The 20,585-nt window shown below is 33.5% G+C and carries 16 protein-coding genes; 12 read left to right on the top strand and 4 right to left on the bottom strand.

Going from position 1 to position 20,585, the window contains the following annotated elements:
- The first annotated feature begins 46 nt into the window (after positions 1-46).
- From uvrC to P7122_RS03710, 11 genes are all read left to right on the top strand, one after another.
- Entirely contained in the window at positions 47-1,840 is a 1,794-nt protein-coding gene (uvrC, locus tag P7122_RS03760; protein ID WP_278004444.1) for an excinuclease ABC subunit UvrC, read from the top strand.
- A gap of 1 nt (position 1,841) precedes the next feature.
- A complete protein-coding gene (locus tag P7122_RS03755; protein ID WP_278004443.1) occupies positions 1,842-4,100 on the top strand; it encodes a patatin-like phospholipase family protein in 2,259 nt (752 codons plus the stop codon).
- A 211-nt stretch (positions 4,101-4,311) separates the two neighbouring features.
- Positions 4,312-5,469, top strand: coding sequence for a homogentisate 1,2-dioxygenase (locus P7122_RS03750; protein WP_278004442.1), 1,158 nt, complete (start codon positions 4,312-4,314; stop codon positions 5,467-5,469).
- Positions 5,470-5,505: 36 nt separating this feature from the next.
- Positions 5,506-5,856, top strand: a complete 351-nt coding sequence (locus P7122_RS03745; RefSeq protein ID WP_278004441.1) for a four helix bundle protein — start codon at positions 5,506-5,508, stop codon at positions 5,854-5,856.
- Between the two features lie 43 nt (positions 5,857-5,899).
- Positions 5,900-7,060 (top strand): 4-hydroxyphenylpyruvate dioxygenase, encoded by a 1,161-nt coding sequence (gene hppD, locus P7122_RS03740; protein ID WP_278004440.1) that lies wholly within the window; start codon positions 5,900-5,902, stop codon positions 7,058-7,060.
- 279 nt (positions 7,061-7,339) lie between these two features.
- Positions 7,340-8,134, top strand: coding sequence for a DUF3108 domain-containing protein (locus tag P7122_RS03735; protein WP_278004439.1), 795 nt, complete (start codon positions 7,340-7,342; stop codon positions 8,132-8,134).
- Positions 8,135-8,137: 3 nt separating this feature from the next.
- Positions 8,138-9,070: a tryptophan 2,3-dioxygenase family protein gene (locus tag P7122_RS03730; protein WP_278004438.1), complete on the top strand. Its 933-nt coding sequence runs from the start codon at positions 8,138-8,140 to the stop codon at positions 9,068-9,070.
- Between the two features lie 10 nt (positions 9,071-9,080).
- Entirely contained in the window at positions 9,081-10,397 is a 1,317-nt protein-coding gene (locus tag P7122_RS03725; protein WP_278004437.1) for a M23 family metallopeptidase, read from the top strand.
- Complete coding sequence (gene pgi / locus P7122_RS03720) at positions 10,397-12,043, top strand: glucose-6-phosphate isomerase (RefSeq protein ID WP_278004436.1); 1,647 nt, start codon at positions 10,397-10,399, stop codon at positions 12,041-12,043. Before P7122_RS03725 ends, pgi begins: the two co-directional genes overlap by 1 nt.
- 161 nt (positions 12,044-12,204) lie before the next feature.
- Complete coding sequence (locus P7122_RS03715; protein WP_278004435.1) at positions 12,205-14,742, top strand: TonB-dependent receptor; 2,538 nt, start codon at positions 12,205-12,207, stop codon at positions 14,740-14,742.
- 14 nt (positions 14,743-14,756) lie between these two features.
- Positions 14,757-16,400, top strand: coding sequence for a choice-of-anchor J domain-containing protein (locus tag P7122_RS03710; RefSeq protein ID WP_278004434.1), 1,644 nt, complete (start codon positions 14,757-14,759; stop codon positions 16,398-16,400).
- 70 nt (positions 16,401-16,470) lie between these two features.
- On the opposite strand, the gene gldD is transcribed toward P7122_RS03710, so the two are convergent.
- The 4 genes from gldD to mutY all read right to left on the bottom strand — a co-directional run bounded on the left by gldD (position 16,471) and on the right by mutY (position 19,989).
- Entirely contained in the window at positions 16,471-17,043 is a 573-nt protein-coding gene (gldD, locus tag P7122_RS03705) for a gliding motility lipoprotein GldD (protein WP_278004433.1), read from the bottom strand.
- Between the two features lie 49 nt (positions 17,044-17,092).
- Positions 17,093-18,406, bottom strand: a complete 1,314-nt coding sequence (locus P7122_RS03700; RefSeq protein WP_278004432.1) for a gliding motility-associated protein GldE — start codon at positions 18,404-18,406, stop codon at positions 17,093-17,095.
- Between the two features lie 16 nt (positions 18,407-18,422).
- Positions 18,423-18,863: a single-stranded DNA-binding protein gene (locus P7122_RS03695; RefSeq protein WP_278004431.1), complete on the bottom strand. Its 441-nt coding sequence runs from the start codon at positions 18,861-18,863 to the stop codon at positions 18,423-18,425.
- Positions 18,864-18,939: 76 nt separating this feature from the next.
- Positions 18,940-19,989 carry an A/G-specific adenine glycosylase gene (gene mutY, locus P7122_RS03690; RefSeq protein ID WP_278004430.1) on the bottom strand — a complete coding sequence of 350 codons (1,050 nt, stop codon included), beginning with the start codon at positions 19,987-19,989 and terminating at the stop codon, positions 18,940-18,942.
- Positions 19,990-20,124: 135 nt separating this feature from the next.
- Here mutY and P7122_RS03685 point away from each other — a divergent pair, with 135 nt between their 5' ends.
- The gene (locus P7122_RS03685; protein WP_076619727.1) at positions 20,125-20,415 is read left to right on the top strand and encodes an HU family DNA-binding protein; all 291 of its coding nucleotides are present in this window, start codon (positions 20,125-20,127) and stop codon (positions 20,413-20,415) included.
- Positions 20,416-20,585 lie beyond the last annotated feature (170 nt).

Below are 20,585 nucleotides of genomic sequence, written 5' to 3'. Positions count from 1 at the left end.
TATTCAAAAAACATAAAAAAAATATCTTATTGTTACCTTTGATATAATGCCAAAAACCAGCTTAGAAATACAAATAAAAACCTTACCTCATCAACCTGGTGTTTACCAGTATTTTGATGTAGACGAAAAGTTGATTTACGTAGGTAAGGCAAAGGATTTAAAGAAGCGTGTAAGTAGTTATTTTACAAAACATCACGACTATGGTAAAACGCGTGTTTTGGTAAAAAATATTGCGTCTGTAAAGCATATCGTTGTGGAGACAGAAAACGATGCTTTGCTGCTAGAAAATAATCTTATAAAAAAGTATCAGCCTAAGTATAATGTAATGCTTAAGGATGATAAGTCTTACCCTTGGATTTGTGTAAAAAATGAACGGTTTCCCAGAGTTTTTCCAACTCGACGTGTTATTAAGGATGGATCTGAATATTTTGGACCATACACTAGTATGAAAACCGTAAAAACCCTACTTGGCTTAATTAAAGGGTTATACCAATTAAGAACATGTAATTATGATTTGTCGGAAGTAAAAATTGAAGCTGGTAAATATAAAGTTTGTTTAGAGTATCACTTAGGAAATTGTAAAGGTGCTTGTGAAGGTTATGAGACCGAAGAAGAATACCATGCAAATATTGTGGCTATACGCGAAATTTTGAAAGGAAACTTTAAAGATTCCTTACAGCAGTTTAGAGTGCAAATGCGACAATATGCTGAGGTGATGCAGTTTGAAGATGCTCAGAAAATAAAAGAGAAACTAGAGATTTTAGAAAACTACCAGGCAAAATCTACAATCGTTAATCCAAAAATTAGCAATGTCGATGTATTTTCAATTGTAAGTGATGAGACGTATGCTTATATCAATTTTTTACAATTAAGTTATGGCTCTATCATAAGGTCTCACACATTAGAGCTGAAGAAGAAATTACAGGAATCTGATAAAGAGTTGTTAGAAATTGCTATAACTGAAATAAGACAGCGTTTCAATTCTAATTCTAAAGAAATATTTGTGCCTTTTAAAGTAGATTTAGGTGAAGATATAAAAGTGTCTATACCAAAGCTAGGTGATAAAAAGGGTCTTGTAGATTTATCAGAGCGTAATGCAAAGTATTACAGAATGGATAAACTAAAGCAAATAAAAATAGTAGATCCAGACCGTCATGCTAATAGAATAATGGCACAAATGAAAGCCGATTTACGTTTATCTGAAGAACCAAGACATATTGAATGTTTTGACAACTCAAATATCCAAGGAACAAATCCGGTAGCAGCATGTGTGGTTTTCAAAAACGGAAAACCAAGCAAAAAAGATTATCGTCACTTTAATATAAAAACGGTTGAAGGTCCAGATGATTTTGCATCAATGGAAGAGGTGGTATATAGACGTTACAAACGTTTGCTAGACGAAGATGAGCCATTGCCACAGCTAATTATTATAGATGGAGGTAAAGGACAGTTGTCATCAGCCTTAAAAAGTTTGGATATTTTAGGCTTGAGAGGAAAGATAGCTATAATAGGAATTGCAAAACGTTTAGAAGAATTATTCTATCCGGATGATCCAATTCCCTTATATTTAGATAAAAAAAGCGAAACACTAAAAATAATACAGCAATTACGTAACGAAGCACATCGTTTTGGGATAGAACATCATAGGAATAGAAGAAGTAAAGGAGCTTTAAAAACCGAGCTCGAAAATATTACAGGTGTTGGTGAGCAAACCATTATCGATTTAATGAAGCAATTTAAAACCGTTAAGAGAATTGCCAATGCTAAGTTAGATGAGTTAGAGGCAGTTGTTGGTGTGTCTAGAGCAAGTAAAGTGTATAATTATTATCATAAAGAATAAGTTGAAAAATTCCCTAACATATCATATTAAAATAATTTTTAGTGCACTGTTATTGCTTCATGTGTTTTTATGGAATAATACAGTAAATGCCCAGGAGGCTAAAAAACCAAAGATAGGTTTAGTGCTAAGTGGAGGTGGTGCTAAAGGCTTTGCTCATATTGGTGCTCTAAAAGTAATAGATAGTTTAGGTATAAAAATAGACTATGTAGCAGGTACAAGTATGGGTGCTATAATAGGTTCTCTGTATTCTTCAGGATATTCTGGTCAGCAATTAGAAGATTTATTCAATACTGTAGATTTTGATGAGCTTATTAATGATGAGTTTCCTAGAGAGTCAAAATCTTTTTATGAGCGAGAAAGTGAAGAAAAGTATGCGGTAAATCTGCCTTTTGATAATTTCAAAATTAAGTTGCCTTCTGGTTTGTCAAGAGGTCAAAATGTATATAATTTATTGTATCAGTTAATGCTTCCCGTTAATGAGGTTAGAGATTTTGAAAAACTGCCGATTCCGTTTTTCTGTGTGGCTACCAATATTGAAACAGGTGAGTCTCTAATTTTAGATAAAGGCAGATTGGCAGAAGCTGTTACGGCAAGTGGTGCTTTGCCTTCTGTTTTTCAACCTGTTGTTATAGGAGATAAGATTTTAATAGATGGTGGAGTTACTAATAATTTCCCTGTTGAGGAGTTAAGGGCAAAAGGCATGGATATTATTATAGGTGTTGACGTGCAAGATGATTTAAGAGATAGAGACGGCTTAAAGAGTGCGCCAGAAATATTACTACAGATTAATAATTTTAGAACTATCAGCGCCATGAAAGACAAGGCGCCAATGGTGGATATTTACATAAAACCAGATATTGCTAATTTTTCGGTGCTTTCTTTTGATGAAGGCGAAGATATTATTGCTAACGGAGAAGCAGCCGCTTTAGATCATTTAGTCGCGCTTAATGATATTAAAAAATCACAAAAAAGTACTGTTGAAAGGTCTTATTTAAAAATTATAGATAGCCTTAAAATTGAGTCTATAGCTATAAACGGGAATGAGCGTTATACAAGATCCTATCTTTTAGGGAAATTAAAGTTAAGAGGCAATGAAACATTGAGCTATGACGATTTTAAAAAACGAATAAATAATGTCATTGCAACTAATAATTTTGATACGTTTAGATATCAATTAGAGCCAACAGATAGTGTAAATAAGTATAGGCTTCTTGGAAAAATACAAGAGTCTGAAGCTTCAACGTTTTTAAAGTTAGGCATCCATTATGACGGATTGTATAAGAGTGCTATATTGGCAAATCTTACAAAAAAACGGTTGCTTTTTGATAATGATATAGCTTCATTAGATGTTATACTTGGAGACAACTCTAGATTTAACCTTGATTATTTTATAGATAAAGGGTTTTATATAAGTATAGGTTTAAAGTCTCGTTTCAATCAATTTGGTAAAAATATAAACCCTCAGTTAGCATTAGAAGAAGACTCGCCACTCTTAGATAATTTAAATAAAATTGATGCAAAACTTCAGGATTTTACAAACCAAATCTATTTACAGACGCTCTTTAGAAAAGACTTTTCTTTGCGTTTAGGAGGTGAACATAAGCGATTAAAAATAACATCAGAAACGCTATTGTCAGAAAATCAGGAAGATGATTTTGTGTTTGAAAATACTGACTATTTTAGTGTATTCGGAAAGTTAAAATATGATAGTTACAGTCATCCTGTTTTTCCTAAAAATGGAGCTTATTTCAGTGGTGATTTTCATTGGTATCTCAATGCATCAGATTTTATTTCAGGTTTTGAACCTTTTTCTATAGCAAAGGCAGATTTAGGGTATGCTTTTAGTTTTAGTAAAAAAGTTGCTCTAAAGACTGAAGCGAGTGGAGGGTTTACTTTAGGGGATAATTCAATATCTACACTCGGTTTTGCACTAGGTGGATATGCGGATAATTTTATAAATAATTTTTACAGTTTCTACGGTTACGATTTCTTTGATATAGCTGGTAATAGTTTTGTAAAATCTTGTTTTACATTAGATTATGAGTGGCTAAAAAATCATCATATAATTTTAGCCGCAAACTATGCTAATGTTGAGAATGGGTTGTTTGAGACAGGCAACTGGTTTTCGTCACCAGACTATACAGGTTATGCATTGGGTTACTCTCTAGAAACTTTTATTGGTCCATTAGAAGCTAAGTACACATACTCACCAGAAACAGGAGAAGATTATTGGTTTTTTAATCTAGGGTTTTGGTTTTAAATTAATTTTTATAAACTTTGTATCACAATGACACCATTCTGGGAAAATCTTAAACTTCATTTACATTTCCTTATCAAAAGGAATCCAGAATAAATACGCCCTTTTTGTTTTTTCTGTTAAACCAGAAATCTCTTAATTTTTGTACCTTTAAAACGTTGTTCGTTTACGATAATTAAACGAATACACAAATCAACAATTAAACGAAAACAAAATGCCATTTTATCATAAATTAGGAAAAATTCCACCAAAGCGCCACACGCAGTTTAAAAAACCAGATGGCAGCTTTTACTACGAACAGTTATTTGGTACTATAGGTTTTGATGGTATGTCAACCAATAGTTACCATGAGCAAAGACCAACGCAAGTAAAAGAAATAAGAAAGCAATATAGTGTAGCCCCAAAAATTGCTAAAGCAAATAACATGCAATCATACCGTTTGCATGGGTTTAAAGTAAAGCCAGAAAACGACTATTTAGACAGTAGAAAAATAGTGTTGACTAATAGCGATTGTAACATCATACTGGCTGCGCCAAAAGAATCTACAAGAGATTATTTTTATAAAAACACAGATGCGGATGAGCTTATTTTTGTGCACAAAGGCACAGGTAAGTTGCGTACTATGTTGGGTAATTTAGATTTTAAATACGGAGATTATTTACTAGTACCAAGAGGTGTTATTTACAAAATGGATTTTGACACCGAAGATAATCGTCTATTTATAGTAGAGTCTTACAGACCAATATACACACCAAAACGTTATCGAAACTGGTTCGGTCAGTTGTTAGAGCACTCACCATTTTGTGAGCGCGATTTGCGTCAGCCACAAGAGTTGGAAACTTATAATGAGTCTGGTGATTTTTTAATAAAAATAAAAAAGCAAGACGAAATTATAGAAATGGTTTACGCTTCGCATCCTTTTGATGTTATTGGATACGACGGTTATAACTACCCTTATGCTTTTTCTATACATGATTTTGAACCTATAACAGGTCGTGTGCATCAACCACCACCAGTACACCAAACATTTGAAACTGATGCTTTTGTGGTGTGTAGTTTTGTGCCACGTTTGTACGATTATCATCCATTGGCTGTGCCAGCACCATATAATCACAGTAATATAGATAGTGATGAGGTGTTGTACTACGTTGATGGCGATTTTATGAGTAGGAATGATATTGCAGCAGGTCATATTTCATTGCATCCAGCAGGTATACCACATGGTCCGCATCCAGGTGCTATGGAGCGTAGTATCGGTAAAGTAAAAACAGATGAATTGGCCGTTATGGTAGATACTTTTAAGCCGTTAAAGGTTACAGAAGATGCCTTAAAAATTGCCGATGAGGATTATTATAAATCGTGGCTGGAGTAGTTGAGATGTTAGAAACGAGAAAATAGAAATGAGTATATGAAAAGACATAACTACAAGAATCTAAAGATTTGGAGTTTAGGGATGGAGATTGTAGATGATGTTTTTAAAGCAACTGAAAGTTTTCCAAACGAAGAAAAATTTGGGTTGGTATCTCAAATTAACAGGTGTTCAGTTTCAATTCCAAGCAATATTGCTGAGGGTTCTTCAAGAACAGACAAGTCGTTTTCTCATTTTATAGACATTTCATTAAGTTCATCGTTCGAACTTGAAACGCAACTAATAATAGCAAACAAAAGAAATTATTTAAATAAAGAACAATTAAAATCACTTGAAGGTAAAATAGCAGAGTTTCAAAAAATGACAATGAGTTTTCAAAATAAATTATAAGTCATCTTTTTTCTCTATTCTAGCTTCTCTATTCTAAAAAGATATGAGTAAAGAAATAAAATCAGTAAACTACGGATTAGAAAAAATATTTGAAGGAGCACAAGATTTCCTTCCCTTATTAGGAACAGACTATGTGGAATTTTATGTAGGTAATGCCAAGCAGGCTGCTCACTTTTACAAAACAGCATTTGGTTTTCAGTCGTATGCTTACAAAGGTTTAGAAACGGGTAGTAAAGACACTGTGTCTTATGTGTTAAAGCAAGACAAGATAAGATTAGTGCTAACTACACCATTAAATTCTCAGCATCCAATTAACGATCATATCGTAAAGCATGGTGATGGTGTTAAAGTTGTAGCACTTTGGGTAGAAGATGCTCGCAAATCTTACGAAGAAACCACAAAACGTGGTGCAAAATCTTATATGGAGCCAACAGTAGAAACTGATGAGTTTGGGGAGGTTGTAAGAGCAGGAATTTACACTTATGGCGAAACCGTGCACATGTTTGTAGAGCGCAAAAATTATAACGGAGTCTTTATGCCTAAGTTCGAAAAGTGGGAGTCAGATTATAATCCTGAGCCAGTAGGTCTTAAATACGTAGATCATATGGTAGGCAACGTAGGTTGGGGCGAAATGAATACTTGGGTAAAATGGTACGAAGACGTTATGGGATTTGTTAACTTCTTATCGTTTGATGATAAGCAAATTCATACTGAATACTCAGCATTAATGAGTAAAGTGATGAGTAATGGCAACGGAAGAATAAAATTCCCAATTAATGAACCAGCTGAAGGTAAAAAGCGTTCACAGATTGAGGAATATTTAGATTTTTACGAAGGACCAGGAGTACAACATATAGCTGTTGCAACGGACGATATTATAAAAACGGTATCAGATATGCGTAAACGAGGAGTGGAATTTTTGTCTATTCCGCCAGAAGAATATTATAGAGCTGTACCAGGACGATTAGAAGAGTTTAGTCACGAATTGCGAGAGGATATTGAAACCTTAAAATCACTTGGTATAATGATAGATGCCGATGAGGAAGGTTATTTGCTTCAAATTTTTACAAAGCCAGTTGAAGATAGACCAACGTTATTCTTCGAGATTATTCAACGTATGGGAGCAAGAGGTTTTGGTGCAGGTAACTTTAAAGCATTGTTTGAATCTATAGAGAGAGAACAAGAAAAACGAGGAACGTTATAAATAAAAAAAAGCGCGTTTAGTCTTTTGTTCTAAGCGCGCTAATACACATGCTACCTATGTCTTAGATCGTAATAAGCGATTATTACAAGATGTTTTATGTTTTGCTTTTTTGTGCTCGTAAATACCATAGTTACGAGTGTTGAAACAAAAAACAATAAATTAACCTAATGTTTTTGCTTGTATTTCAGGGTTTTAATAGATTTGGAATAGTAATTGTATTTAAGTTAAATGTAACCCGAAAATTGAGTAACATTAGTTAAATTTACAAATCGCAAAATTATGAAGTACGTACTTACAATATTAGTTTTTTTAATTAGTCTTAAGGCACCAAGTCCAGAGCAAGAAACTGCGTTTCAATCTGGTGAATGGTTTAAGTTTAGGATGAGTTATAGTGGTTGGTTTAAGGCAGGTGAAGCGACCTTAAAAGTAGATGAAAGAAAGCTTAATGGCAAATCGGTATATCATGTTGTTGGTAAAGGCAAAACAACAGGAGCAGTTAATCTATTCTTCAAGGTAAGAGATCGCTACGAGAGTTATTTTGATAAAGAAACAGGTGTGCCATATAAGTTTATAAGAAAGATTGATGAAGGCGGCCATACAAAAGATATTGAGATTGAGTTTAATCATCAAGAACAAAAAGCTGTTGTTAATAACAAAAAACACAAAAAAACAAAAACCATTTCAACAGAAAAAGATGTGCAAGATATGGTGTCTATGTACTATTATCTAAGAAATAGTATAAACATAGATGAGCTAAAAATTGGTGATGAAATAAAAACCAATATGTTTTTTGATGAAGAAAACTATGGCTTTAAGCTCAAGTACTTAGGCAGAGAAACCGTAAAAGTAGATATTAATGACTCTAAAGTAAAAGTTAAATCTTTAAAATTTAGACCATATGTTATGGCTGGACGTGTGTTTAAAGAAGAAGAAAGTTTAACTTTGTGGGTCAGTGCAGATAAAAATAAAATTCCACTAAAGATAAAGGCAGATTTAGCAGTTGGTTCACTGCGTGCCGATTTAGTACAATTTAAAGGATTGAAACATTCCTTTCCGATAGTATACGATAATTAATTTATGTCAGACCAACCAAATTTCGATGAGATTTTAAAACAACTTCAAGAGAAGTATGTTAAAATAGACCAAGATACAGATGACCATTTATACGGCTTGCTATATAGCAAGCCGATTACATATTGGGATTATATACAAACCGATGCGTTGTTAAGTCTTCAGACACAGCGTACTACGCTTCCAGATGAGATGGTGTTTATAGCTTACCATCAAATTAACGAGCTTATTTTTAAGATGATACTTTGGGAAATATCTCAAGTAGCAGAAAAAGAAGACCTTAATGTTGTTTTCTTTGAAAATAAAATAATGCGCATAAGTCGTTATTTTGATATGCTCACTACGTCTTTCAATATTATGAGAGAAGGTATGGAAGTTGAGCAGTATATGAAGTTTAGATATACATTAACACCAGCCAGCGGATTTCAAAGTGCACAGTATAGGCTTATAGAATTTGCTTCAACGGAGTTAATTAATCTTATAGATTATAGGTTTAGAGCTAATATAGATAGAAATACACCATATACTCATGCTTTTGAGCATTTGTATTGGCAAGCTGCAGGAAAAGATCATAGCACAGGAAAAAAATCTACACTTTTAGTTAATTTTGAAAAGCGCTACAAAGAAGAGTTCTTAAGATTTATGGAAAAATACAATACCAAAAATCTATGGACACGCTTTAAGGAGCTGCCAGAAGAAGATCAAAAAGACAAAGATCTTGTAAAAGCGATGCGTCATTTTGATTATACAGTAAATGTAACATGGGTAATGGCGCATTACAATGCGGCAAGACACTACATTGAGAGTGGTATGGGTGATGGAGAAGCTACAGGAGGAAGTGACTGGAAAAAATACATGCACCCAAGATATCAAAGACGTATTTTCTTTCCAGATTTATGGTCAGAAGAGGAATTAGAGAATTGGGGAAATAATATTTAATTAGCAATTAATGCGTTTAAAAGGATTAATAGTACTTGCTGTTTTTGCGATGTTTTTTGTTGCATGTAAAGAGGATAATTCAGCAGAAAACTATAAAAAGGAAGTTGCAGAGCAGAAGCAAGAAGAAAAAATATTAGAATTTGGGTTTGACCTAAAAAAATTCGAATTCAAAAGAGATACAGTAAGAAGAGGAGATACTTTTGGTATTATCTTAGAACGAAACAATATTGGCTATCCAGAAATATTTCAAATAGCAGAAAAAGCTAAAGATACTTTTGATATAGCTACAAAACTTCAAGTTGGTAAACCCTACACTTTATTGTTCGATAAAAAACGAATTAACGATAGTATTCAAAAACCGACAACCTTCATTTATCAACAGAACTTAGAAGACTATGTGGTTATAGATTTTAAAGATTCTATACAAGTATACACGCGTACAAAACCTATAACTTATGTAGAAAAAACAGCTACAGGTGTTATAGAAAATAATATTTCTGAGACTTTAGAAAATAAAGGTCTAAGTCAGGTTTTGGCTTATAAAATGGCAGATGATATTTATGCCTGGACTATAGATTTTAGACGCTTACAGCCAGGTGATAGGTTTAAGGTGATTTACACAGATAAGTATATTAACGATACTATATATGCAGGAGTTCATAATGTAAAAGCAGCTTATTTTGAGCATAATGGAGATTCGTTATATGCTTTTCAGTTCAAAACAGATTCTATTAAAAACATTGTAGATTACTTTAATGAAGATGCCAAAAACTTAAGACGTGCCTTCCTAAAAATGCCAGTAAAGTTTGGTAGATTATCGTCTCGTTACAATCTTAATAGAAGAATTGCTTATTACGGTTACAAAGTAAGACCTCACAAGGGAACAGACTTTGCAGCACCTGTAGGTGCGCCAATTATGGCAACAGCAAATGGAACAGTTATAGAATCTACAAGACGAGGAGGTAATGGCAAATATGTAAAGATTAGGCACAATGCAACATACTCTACGCAATACCTTCATATGAAAGCTCAAAATGTAAAAAAAGGGCAGTATGTTAGGCAAGGAGATATAATTGGTTGGGTAGGAATGACGGGAAACACAGGAGGTCCGCATGTTTGCTATCGTTTTTGGAAAAACGGAAAACAAGTAGATCCTTTTAAACAAAAATTACCAGAAGCAGAGCCAATTTCAGATAGTCTAAAAACTAAATATTTAGATCACATCAAGCCAATAAAACAGCAGCTTGATAATATTTTCTTTTTAGAAACCGGAACTCAAAAAACAGAAAACACAATTACAGAAGACAATACAACAGATATACAATAATGGCACTTAAATCTACAAACCCAACCGCAACAGAATCTTGGAAAAAATTACAAGCCCATTTTGAGACCATTAAAACTACGCATTTAAAGGAACTTTTTGAGTCTAACCCAAAAAGAGCAGAAGAGCTTACAGTTGAGTGGGAGGATTTTTATGTAGATTTTTCAAAAAATAGAATTACCAAAGAAACACTCAATTCTCTAATTGAGCTGGCTAATGAGGTGGATTTAAAGGATGCTATTTCAAAGTATTTTGAAGGTGATATCATTAACGCAACAGAAGGGAGAGCAGTGTTGCATACAGCACTGAGAGCCAAACAAGATGCTGAGGTTTTTGTAGAAGGTGTTAATGTAATGCCAGGTATTTATGAGGTAAAACAAAAAATCAAAGATTTTACCGATACTGTAGTAAGTGGTAGTCATAAAGGACACACCGGAAAATCAATAACAGATATTGTAAATATTGGAATAGGAGGCTCAGACCTTGGGCCAGCTATGGTAGTAGATTCTCTGCAGTATTACAAAAATCATTTAAATACACATTTTGTAAGTAATGTAGATGGAGACCATTACAAAGAGGTTATTAAACACTTAAACCCTGAAACAACCTTATTCGTTATTGTTTCAAAAACATTTACAACACAAGAGACTCTATCTAATGCTAACTCTATTAGAGCTTGGTTTTTAGAAACTTTACCAGAAGAAGCAATTGCTAAACATTTTGTTGCTGTTTCTACTAATATAGAGAGTGTAAAAGCATTTGGTATTAATGAAGACAATATCTTCCCAATGAAAGACTGGGTTGGAGGTCGTTTTTCATTATGGAGTGCTGTAGGACTATCTATTAGTTTAGCAATAGGATACGATAATTTTGAAAGCTTATTATCTGGTGCTCATAAAATGGATGAGCATTTTAAAACAGCCGATTTTGAAGAAAATATTCCAGTTATTTCCGCATTGCTAACAGTTTGGTACAATAACTTTTTTAATGCCGAAAGTGAAGCAATTATACCATACACGCAATATCTTAATCAGTTTGCTACCTATTTGCAACAAGGTATAATGGAAAGTAACGGTAAGTATGTAGATAGAGCAGGAGATAATGTGAATTATCAAACTGGTACTATAATTTGGGGAGAACCAGGTACAAACTCACAGCATGCCTTCTTCCAATTGATACATCAAGGTACTAAATTGATACCTGCAGATTTTATAGGTTTTATTAAATCGCTTCACGGCAATAAAGAGCATCATGATAAATTAATGTCTAACTACTTTGCACAAACAGAGGCATTAATGAATGGTAAAACAGAAGCAGAAGTATCAGCAGAGCTAGAAAAAACAACACTCTCTGAAGAAGAAAAACAAAAATTACTTCCATTTAAAATCTTTGAAGGCAACAAGCCAACAACTTCACTGTTAATTCAAAAACTAACACCAGAAAGTCTAGGAAAGTTAATTGCAATGTACGAGCATAAAATCTTTGTACAAGGCATTATCTGGAACATATACAGTTATGATCAGTTTGGTGTTGAGCTAGGTAAACAATTAGCTAAGACAATTCTAAACGAGCTTACAAGTAATGATATTTTGGGTTCTCATGACGCTTCTACACAAGAATTAGTTAACTTTTATAAGAAAAATTGTTAAGATTTGTTAAAAAATTTTAATAAATTTTAATTGTGCGTGCATAATATTGTTGATTTTACAATTAACTTCATGGCGACTAATTGTTAACATTTAGTTAATGTTACAGTTAGCGTAATGCGTAATTTTGCGCTGATGAAAAACCAATTAACTTAAATTTCATAATGAAAAAAATTAATCAATTTTTATGTATTGCTGTTTTGACATTGTTCTCAACAGTTATGTATGCTCAAAGTACCATTAAAGGTAAAGTGATTGATGGTGATATGAATTCGCCATTACCTGGAGCTAATGTTATAGTAAAAGGGACTACCAATGGTACTACAACTGATTTTGATGGTAATTTTACAATTACTGCAGAGTCTGGTTCTGGTGAGGTTGTAATCTCTTATGTAGGTTATGTTAGCCAAACTATAGCTTACAATGGAGACGCAGATTTAGGTACAATAACTTTAGTATCTAGTGAGGTTGGTCTTGATGAAATAATGATTGTAGCATCTGTTGCAGTTGACAGAAAGACTCCTGTTGCAGTTTCTACTATTAAGTCTAGTGAGATTGCTTTAAAGTTAAGTACTCAAGAATTTCCAGAAATTTTAAAAAGCACACCAGGTGTTTATGCTACAAGAGCTGGTGGTGGTTATGGTGATGGTAGAATCAACTTAAGAGGTTTTGATTCTGAAAACGTTGCTGTAATGATCAATGGTGTACCTGTAAATGACATGGAAAATGGTGCAGTATACTGGAGTAACTGGGCAGGATTAGGTGATGTAACATCAACAATGCAGGTTCAGAGAGGATTAGGTGCTTCTAAAGTAGCTGTATCTTCTGTAGGTGGTACTATAAATATTATCACTAAAACTACAGATGCTGTAAAAGGAGGAAGTATTACGTCTAGCGTAGGTAACAATGGTTATTTAAAATACGGAATGACTTACTCAACAGGTCTTACAGACAAAGGATTTGCTGCTACAGTTAGTGCTTCAAAAATTGGCGGTGAAGGTTATGTAGACGGTACAGAGTTTTCAGGATACAATTATTTTGTTAGTTTATCTCAACAAATAAATGATGCTCACAGATTATCTTTTACTGCTTTTGGTGCTCAGCAAGAGCATGGTCAACGTTATAACCGTTCTACAATAGCAGAGCTTCAAGCAACGGACTCAGGACCAAGAAGAGCTAACAAAGATTGGGGATATAAAAATGGTGAGGTTTACCACCAATCATTCAACTTTTACCACAAGCCACAAATGTCTATAAACCACTTATGGAATATAAATGAAAAGTCGGCTTTATCTACTGCAGTTTACGCTTCTTTCGGTTCTGGTGGAGGTAGAAGAGATGAAGGAACTAAAATCGGTTCTGATGAATACAGAATAGGATCTTCAGGTTTACAACCAATAGATTTTGATAGAATCGTTGAAGAAAACAGGGCTAATGGTGTAAACGGATCTACAGATATTATCTCTTCTTCTAGAAACTCTCACGAATGGTTTGGTGTTTTATCTACTTACAAAAACAGAGTTAATGACGCGTTAACAATCTCAGGTGGTTTTGATGGTCGTTACTATGTAGGTTCTCACTGGTACCAAGTAGATGATTTATTAGGAGGTCAATTCTTCTTAGATAACGAAACAGATACATTTGCTTTTGGAAAACCATTAAAAGTTGGTGATAAGTACAATAAAGACTATGATGGTATAGTAATAAGATACGGACTTTTTGGTCAAGCAGAATATCAGGTTACTGATGCCTTCAATATCTTTGTTGCTGCTGATGTTTCTAACAGTAGTTATAAACAAAAGGAGTTTATGAACAATACTATAACAGGTAGTAGATCATCAGACGCTGTAGACTTTTTAGGATATGGTTTCAAAGGTGGTGGTAACTACAACTTAGACGCTAACAACAATATTTTTGTTAATGTAGGTTACTTCTCAAGACCTCCGTTTTTAGATTCTGTATTTTTAGATGAAGATGGTATAGATGCTAACGAAGATGCAGTTAATGAAAAAGTATTTAGTGCAGAATTAGGATATGGTTACCGTAGCGAAAAATTAAGCGCTAACGTAAACATTTATTACACAAACTGGTTAGATAAATCTTATTCAGGATCAATAGGAACAGGTGACGATATCTTTTTCTACAATGTTTTAGGTATAGACGCATTACACCAAGGTATAGAATTAGATTTTAGATATAAAGCAACTGATGAGTTAACTGTTACAGGTATGGCTTCATTAGGTGACTGGAAATGGAAAAGCAACGTTTCTGCAATCGTAAGAGACCAAGCAGGTGAGCAAGTAGGAGATCCTATAGAAGTATATGCAGATGGTATTAAAGTAGGTGATGCTGCACAAACTACATTTGCTTTAGGAGCTGATTACAAATTAGCACCAAAATCTAATATTTATTTTGATTATAACTTTGCAGGAGATAACTACGCTTCTTATGATGTAACAAATAGAAGTAGTAACAATACAAACGATGTTTGGAAACTTCCAGATTTTGGTTTATTTGATTTAGGTATGAGACATACCTTCCAAATGGGATCATTTGAGGCTACTTTAACAGGTAAAATTAACAACGTGTTTAACACAGAGTATGTTTCAGATGCTAATGATATAGACGGTACAGCTTCAACAGCGCAAGTTTATTTTGGTCCAGGAAGAACTTACAGTGTAGGTCTTAGAGTTAACTTTTAAAAAAAACAATTAAAATGAAAAGAATATTTTATTGCTTAGCAATTTTTGGAACAATCTTCGTAGGTTGTAATCCAATGGAAGACATCTATGATGGCTTAGATACTAGTGCTGATCCAATTGTTGGTACTGATAGTTACACGTTAACTAGTGATGATTATGATGCCTTAGGTTTAGGTTTTGGAAGTTTCGACTCAGAACAACAAGCTAAGGACTCTATACCTCAATTATTAGAGGAAATGTATCCATTTTGGGGAGAAGGTTCTCAAGTATTAGTTGGATACGACTTATATATTGGTAGTGCAGAAGGTGTTAGTGATTACACAAATGCTGACATATACGAGTTTACAAACTCAGATTATGCAACTGCAGGAAGTGATGCTTTTGGATTTTATCCAGATGTAGATGCAACAAATGAAATACCAGCAATTCTTGATGCACAAGTTGCTAGTCCAGTAGAAGGACAAATAGTTTTAGCTAAATATGACCAATATACTGAAGAGCCAGAAGTTGGTTTAGCAGACTTAGTATCTTATAACTTTGCAGGAAGTTTTGAGGGTTGGACAGTTTCTGAAGAATTTGGTGGTGACGAAGTTTGGACTTCTCAATCAGGTTATGTTCAAGGTAATAGTTACTTCGGTGGTCAAGTTGCAAACACAGAGTGGTTAGTATCTCCAACAATTGATTTAACAGGAGAAAGTGATCTTAAGTTTCAAATTACTCAAGAGTTAGATTATGCTGGTGATGCATCTTTATTAAAGATATATGTATCTACAGATTATTCAGGTGATGTATTAGCTGCTACTTGGGACGAAATTACTTTAGCAAATCCTGCAACAGGTGATATGGCATCTTCAGAAGATTATGATTTTTCTGCATATGACGGACAAGTTGTTAATGTTGCTTTTAGATACGAGTCTACAGATTCTGATGCTGCAAGATGGAGAATCGAAAGCTTAAAAATAAAGACATTAGGTGCTACTGGAGATACAAACTCTAAAGGTGAGTACTTTGTGTATACAAGTGGTGCTTGGGAAGCTGTTGAAGGTGTTTATTACTTAAGCTCTAATGATTTTGATTCTATGGGTGAAGGTTCTGGTCAACCAGGTCAGTACGATAATTTCGGAAGTTCTATTCCACCAGACAATTACTTACCAACATTCTTAGAATTAACATTCCCATATGCTCAAGAAGAAGATGAGTTATTAGTAATCTATGATTATTACTCAAGTTCAAGTGGAGCTCAAATAAGAGGTAATTCTTATATGTACATGAATGGTGTATGGTCAGGTCATGAGAGTGTAGTTTCTACAACTTTACAATTTGGTTTCGAAGATGGTGTTTGGGTACCAGACAACACAATAAGATACACAATGACTCCTGGAGATTATGCTACTATAGTTGCAGAATTAGGTTCTGTTTATCCAGAAGCTACAACAAGTATGGAAAACTATGGTAACATGGACAGAAGATCAGGAAACCCAGCAGAGTGGACTAATGCTATGGTTTTAGATGCTATAAGTGTTGTTTTAGACGAATTAGACCCATCTGCAGAAGAAGAGCAAAAATATATTGTTACTATTGATATATACAATGGTAGTAACGGTACTGAAGATTTTGCTGTTATAAAAATGGGTGGTGAATGGGTTTATCAAGACTAAGTATTCTCATCATTATACAAATAAAAAAAGCAGCCAATTGGCTGCTTTTTTTATTTGTATATTTTCATTATTAATGCTCTATCCATTTTATAGATTCCATCAAGCGTTTAATATCTTTTTTAAGGTATTCAGATGCTGGATAGATAGAATCATAGTTAGGTTTGGCATAAAAGTATAGTGAGCCGCTAAGAAAATGTTCTGTGCTATCTGTAACATAAAATTGGGATTGAGAAGCTGCATCTCCACCTACTTCATATAACATACCATAGACCTTGTCTTTAGTGTTTTCAAAAGGCTTGTAAGTTATCTCATCAGCCTTCATTGTGTGCTTTTGAGTAAGGTTTTGAGCATCTCGTAGTAAGCTGTCTAAATTATCTTTATTAACTTTTTTGTAGCTAAGGTATATTGTAGCTTTTAGAGAAGGGTATTTAACGTTTATTCCCTTAACGTTTCCAGAGGTTTTAGCTTTTGATACCGAAGCAGAAAAAGCATTTTTGTCAAAAGAAAAAGGTAAAGAGGATTCTACTTTTTTATATTCAGCTTCAGGATACTCTAATCGTAAATAGCCTTTTGGCTTAGGTAATGGATCATTGCCACAACCTAGCATGAAAAGACTTATTATTGGTAATACTATACGTTTCATATAACTTTTGCAGTAAGTAGGAATCTTTTAAATTTTAAACTTCAATATTTTATCTCAAAAGCGTAAACTTAATCTGTTTAATACGCTTGCGCTCTAAGGCTTCAATAGTAAAAACGTAATTTTTATAATTTATTTTACTTCCAACCCTTGGGAAACCTCCAGATATTTCTAAAACAAAACCAGCTAATGTTTCTGCTTCCCCTTTTTTGTTTTCAAAATCTTCAGCTTCATTGTCTTCTAAATTAATGATTTTGTATACGTCTTTAAGAGGTGTTTTACCTTCAAAGCTATAATTGTTATCATCTAGCTTTGTATAAACTAAATCTTCATCATCGTACTCATCGCTAATGTCTCCAACAATCTCTTCAATAATGTCTTCTAAAGAAACCAAACCAGAAGTGCCACCATATTCATCAACAACAACTGCTAGATGTACTTTTTTAGTTTGAAACTCAACCATTAAATCGTCTAGTTTTTTGTTTTCTGGAACAAAAAATGGCTCTCTTAACAAGGTGGTCCAATTAAATTCTTTTTTGTTTAGGTGAGGCAAAAGGTCTTTAACATAGAGTACACCTTTAACGTCATCTATACTTTCTTCATAAACAGGAATTCTAGAATATCCATTGTCTATAATTTCTTTTATGATGGTTTCAAAAGGTGTGTCAATATTAATGGCAAATAAGTCCATTCGTGGACGCATTACTTGTTTGGTGTCTGTGTTTCCAAAAGACACAATACCTTGTAATAGCTTTTGTTCTTCTTGTGTGGTGTCTTCATCGTTAGTAAGTTCTAAAGCTTGCGATAGCTGGTCTACACTAAAATTAGAACGTTGTTTTCCAAATCGTTCCTGAATCTTCAACGTGGTATAACGCATTGGCAGGCTTATAGGAGAAAATATAACGTCTAAGACTCTTAATGGTCTTGCCATAAATGAAGCAAACTTAACGCTGTTTCTACTTGCGTATATTTTTGGAATAATTTCACCAAATAACAAGATGAGAAAAGTAGCAGAGACCACTTCTAGTAAAAATCGCATTAATGTACTGGTAACATTTTTAAAAAGTGTTTCGCCTATGAAAGCAAAGAGTAGTACAATAGCAATATTTATAAAATTGTTTGCAACAAGAATAGTTGCCAGTAGCTTTTTTGGTCGTTCTAGCAATGATGCAATAATCTGCATAGCAGACGAATTTTCTTCGAGCCCTTTGTCTATGTTAGATTTGGTTAACGAAAAAAGTGCTACTTCGGCTCCAGATATAAGAGCCGAACATGCTAATAGTATAACAAGTAATATAATACTAGTTATAAACGATGTATTGGTAACTAATAAATTTGAAAGTAAAACCGAGGGTTCTGGGTCCAAAATAAAACTAATTTAATTAAAATGGTAAATCGTCATCCTCTTGTGGTGCAGCGCTGTTCTGAGTAGCTTGCTGAGGTTGAGATGGCTGTTGAGCAACAGAAGACTGTGCTTGTTGTTCGTTTTTATTTGTTAAGAAAGTAAAGTCTGTACACTGTATTTCTGTAGAGTAACGCTCCATGCCTTTATCATCTGTCCACTTTCGGGTTTTTATGCGTCCTTCAATGTATACTTTATCTCCTTTGGTAAGGTATTTTTCACAGATTTCTGCAGCTTTATTTCTTACTACTATATTGTGCCACTCGGTGTTAGTAACACGCTCATTAGTGGTTTTGTTTGTATAAGTTTCGTTAGTTGCTAAAGGAAAACGACCAACGCAGTTTTTATCATCGAAATAATGCATTTTTACTTCATCTCCTAAATGCCCAATTAGCATTACTTTATTCAATGTTCCTGACATAATTATAAATTGTTTTAGCTTACAAAGTTACTTAATTTGTAATCACACATTTAAAATTAAGAAAAAAATGTGATTCTTATAAATCATTGAAATTAAAAGCGTCAATAAACGAGCTAATAAGTACAGGAACAGGATATTTTTTTATCTCCTTTATGGCAATGCTTTTTTTAGGCAATTCTTTTGTTTCAATAATCCAGAATTTGGTATACAGATGTTGATGCGATAGTTTATGAACTATATCTTCTATATTATATAAGGAGTAGTCAAAATTTAGATTGTCTAAAACAGAATCTTTTATATTGAGTAAATGAAATTCTTCTGAAGACAAACTTTTATTAGATTCTATTAAAGGAAACTGGTATAAGTTTTGCCAAATACCTTTTGAGGTTCTTTTTTCAAGAAGTGTATTTTTATTGTTGTCTATGCATACTAAGAAATTAAAAAATCGGGTTTTCACTTTTGTTTTCTTCAGCTTTACAGGCAAAAACTCAATCATATTTTTTTGAAGCGCCATACAACTTTCGTTTAGCGGACAAATAGTACAATTAGGGTTTTTGGGTTTGCATTGTGTGGCACCAAACTCCATAATAGCTTGGTTAAAGGTTGCAGGTTGCTCCTTATCAATAAGGTTAGAGGCTAATTTTTTAAACTCTTTTATACCATCAGTAGAATTTATTGGAGTTATAATACCATAATATCGAGATAGAACTCTGTAAACATTACCATCTACTACAGCAGCAACCTCGTTAAATGCAATTGAGGCTACAGCACTTGCGGTATAGTCGCCAACACCTTTAAGCTTTAATAGGTCTTTATAGTTATTAGGAAAACGACCATCCAATTCAAAAGCTACATGTTTGGCAGTAGTATGAAGATTTCTTGCTCTGGAGTAATAACCAAGCCCTTGCCATAATTTCAGAACCTCTTCTTCAGATGCATTTGCAAGATCAAAAACAGTAGGATATTGCTTAATAAAATCTTCATAATACGGTAATCCTTGCTTAACTTGTGTTTGTTGCAAAATTATTTCTGAGAGCCAAATGTAGTATGGATTTTTAGTGTTTCGCCAAGGTAAGCTTCTTTTGTTGTCTGAATACCAGTTAGTTAATTTGTTTTTAAAATCCATTGAATTTTTAAATGATAGAGCAAAATTAAATCTTTATTGCGTTAAATTTTAATTAATTACGCTTGAAATATTGAAATTAAATTACATATATTTGCATCCCTTAAGATTTTAATAGTAACCCTAAAACTAATAACAATGACAAAAGCCGATTTAGTAGCTAAGATATCTGATAAGTTAGGTATGGAGAAAGGTGACGTACAGGCTACGGTAGAAACTTTCATGGAAGAAGTAAAATCATCACTAGAAAGTGGAGATAACGTTTATTTGAGAGGCTTCGGAAGTTTCATAATCAAAACAAGAGCTGAGAAAACAGGTCGTAACATTTCAAAAAATACTACGATTAAGATTCCTGCTCACAACATACCAGCTTTTAAACCAGCTAAAGTATTTTTAGAAGGTGTAAAATCTAATGTTGAAGTAAACTAAAAACATTAAAAAAAATATTAATTTAAAAAGCATTATTCATTATGCCAAGTGGTAAAAAAAGAAAAAGACACAAGGTAGCGACGCATAAGCGTAAAAAACGTAGACGCGCTAATCGTCACAAGAAGAAATAAGCTGGAAAAAAGTAGTTTTAAACTACTTTTTTCAGTTTT

The organism is Winogradskyella marincola, assembly GCF_029624125.1.
GTDB classification, from domain to species: Bacteria; Bacteroidota; Bacteroidia; order Flavobacteriales; family Flavobacteriaceae; genus Winogradskyella; species Winogradskyella marincola.
This window is presented reverse-complemented; position numbering and strand designations above follow the sequence as displayed.

Bases quoted from the DNA above. Each gene is read 5' to 3' on its own strand.
- P7122_RS03735 (WP_278004439.1), top strand. From the start codon at position 7,340: ATGAAGTACGTACTTACAATATTAGTTTTTTTAATTAGTCTTAAGGCA.
- P7122_RS03695 (WP_278004431.1), bottom strand. From the start codon at position 18,863: ATGTCAGGAACATTGAATAAAGTAATGCTAATTGGGCATTTAGGAGAT.
- P7122_RS03710 (WP_278004434.1), top strand. From the start codon at position 14,757: ATGAAAAGAATATTTTATTGCTTAGCAATTTTTGGAACAATCTTCGTA.
- P7122_RS03685 (WP_076619727.1), top strand. From the start codon at position 20,125: ATGACAAAAGCCGATTTAGTAGCTAAGATATCTGATAAGTTAGGTATG.
- hppD (WP_278004440.1), top strand. From the start codon at position 5,900: ATGAGTAAAGAAATAAAATCAGTAAACTACGGATTAGAAAAAATATTT.
- P7122_RS03725 (WP_278004437.1), top strand. From the start codon at position 9,081: ATGCGTTTAAAAGGATTAATAGTACTTGCTGTTTTTGCGATGTTTTTT.
- P7122_RS03745 (WP_278004441.1), top strand. From the start codon at position 5,506: ATGAAAAGACATAACTACAAGAATCTAAAGATTTGGAGTTTAGGGATG.
- P7122_RS03730 (WP_278004438.1), top strand. From the start codon at position 8,138: ATGTCAGACCAACCAAATTTCGATGAGATTTTAAAACAACTTCAAGAG.
- pgi (WP_278004436.1), top strand. From the start codon at position 10,397: ATGGCACTTAAATCTACAAACCCAACCGCAACAGAATCTTGGAAAAAA.
- gldD (WP_278004433.1), bottom strand. From the start codon at position 17,043: ATGAAACGTATAGTATTACCAATAATAAGTCTTTTCATGCTAGGTTGT.
- uvrC (WP_278004444.1), top strand. From the start codon at position 47: ATGCCAAAAACCAGCTTAGAAATACAAATAAAAACCTTACCTCATCAA.
- P7122_RS03750 (WP_278004442.1), top strand. From the start codon at position 4,312: ATGCCATTTTATCATAAATTAGGAAAAATTCCACCAAAGCGCCACACG.
- mutY (WP_278004430.1), bottom strand. From the start codon at position 19,989: ATGGATTTTAAAAACAAATTAACTAACTGGTATTCAGACAACAAAAGA.
- P7122_RS03715 (WP_278004435.1), top strand. From the start codon at position 12,205: ATGAAAAAAATTAATCAATTTTTATGTATTGCTGTTTTGACATTGTTC.